At 31.5% G+C, this 1,692-nt stretch carries 2 protein-coding genes; both read right to left on the reverse strand.

The window, feature by feature from the left end:
* Window positions 1-915 (reverse strand): efflux RND transporter permease subunit (locus tag ABY298_RS16260; RefSeq protein WP_372747086.1); only part of this gene is annotated, 915 nt, incomplete at its 3' end.
* 117 nt (window positions 916-1,032) lie between these two features.
* Window positions 1,033-1,449: a hypothetical protein gene (locus ABY298_RS16265; RefSeq protein ID WP_372747088.1), complete on the reverse strand. Its 417-nt coding sequence runs from the start codon at window positions 1,447-1,449 to the stop codon at window positions 1,033-1,035.
* Between the last annotated feature and the right edge of the window lie 243 nt (window positions 1,450-1,692).

Genomic DNA, 1,692 nt, shown 5'->3' on the forward strand with positions numbered 1-1,692 from the left:
AACCACACCGCCGACAACTTCTGCACCACCTTTATCTAAAACACCTCTTCTTGTAGCAGGACCTAAATTAACGGTGGCAATATCTTTAATTAAAATAGGTTTATTGTCTGTAACATGAACTACTGTATTTTCTAAATCTTTCGTAGTTTTAATATATCCCAAGCCCCTAATAAAGTACTCAGCTTTATTAATTTCAATGGTTTTGGCTCCGATATCACGGTTCGAATTTTTAACAGCCATCATTACCATATCAATACCAATATTATATGCTTTTAAAGCATCTGGATTTACATCGACTTGGTATTCCCTTACATACCCACCAACAGAAGCGACTTCGGAAACTCCTGAAACAGCATTTAAAGCGTATTTTACATAATAATCTTGGGCGGAACGTAACTCGTGCAAATCCCAACCACCTGTTACGTTTCCATCAGAATCTCGCCCTTCAATGGTATACCAATAAACTTGGCCCAAAGCTGTAGCATCTGGACCTAATCCAGGGTTCACTCCTTCTGGCAATAAATTGGATTGTAATGAATTTAATTTTTCGAGCACTCTAGACCTTGACCAGTAGAAATCTACCTTTTCTTCAAAAATGATATAGATGCTTGAAAAACCAAACATAGAGGAACTTCGAATGGATTTAACATTTGGAATTCCTAACAAAGAGGTAGTTAATGGATAGGTTATTTGATCTTCAATGTCTTGTGGTGATCTACCTGGCCATTCTGTGAATACAATTTGTTGATTCTCACCTAAATCTGGTATTGCGTCAACAGGGACAGGATCCTTAGGTAAGAATGCAACATTCCAATTAAATGGGGAAGTTACAATACCCCAAGCAAGTAAGGATATTAAAATGAGAATAGTTACCAACTTATTCTCTAAAAAATATTTTATTATTTTATTTAGCATATTATTTGATATTTACAATTAATTTAAATTTGTGAATTTTTAAAAAACACAAATACCGAGAAAATATATAAGATTTGAATTACTTATATACTTACTGAAAAATTAAAAAGTAAGGTATCAAATACGGAAAACACGATAAAGAACATTTAAGTCTTTATCGACCAAAGGAGGTGAATAATCTTCAAAAGTATTGATTCTTTTATCAACACCTTGAAAAATATTTAAATATGAATTCGTAAAAGCAACTAAAAATTCTTGTTGCGGAATAGAAAGGCTATTGAAGTCTATTTTAAGATTCGACTGCCCTTCAATTTGTTTTATTTTGTCTGAACAACAATCTTTTTTAAAGGAATTGCAATCGCTATCAGCAGTCGCAGTTTCCATCTCCATTCCACAAGATTCAGCTTTAGAAAACAAGGCACTATCTACCAAGTGATCCCCACAATAGTGTTCACTAAAAGAAAACGACATTGTGGAAAAAAGTACCACAAAAGCCATTATAATTGCTGTTATTTTTCGAACTGAATCTATCATACTTAATTACAAATTTAATGAAAAATAATTAATCTTTATTAAAAAGATGTTAAATGAAACAAACAAGTACTAATTGTAGATATTTAAAAAGCAGTAAAAAATTAGATTTTTTTCAAATATTTACTGCAGTTATTAATCCAATTTTTATAACTATACTTTAGTATCTTTTGTCAATAGAATTTTGGCTAAAGCTTATTAAATTAAACATTGCTCTTAATCTACTTCTAACTCTGTTACCGTAAC

The organism is Lutibacter sp. (genome assembly GCF_041596795.1).
Classification (GTDB): Bacteria; Bacteroidota; Bacteroidia; order Flavobacteriales; family Flavobacteriaceae; genus Lutibacter.

What these genes read in the sequence shown, in the direction of transcription:
- ABY298_RS16265 (WP_372747088.1), bottom strand. Translation starts at nt 1,449, where the DNA reads ATGATAGATTCAGTTCGAAAAATAACAGCAATTATAATGGCTTTTGTG.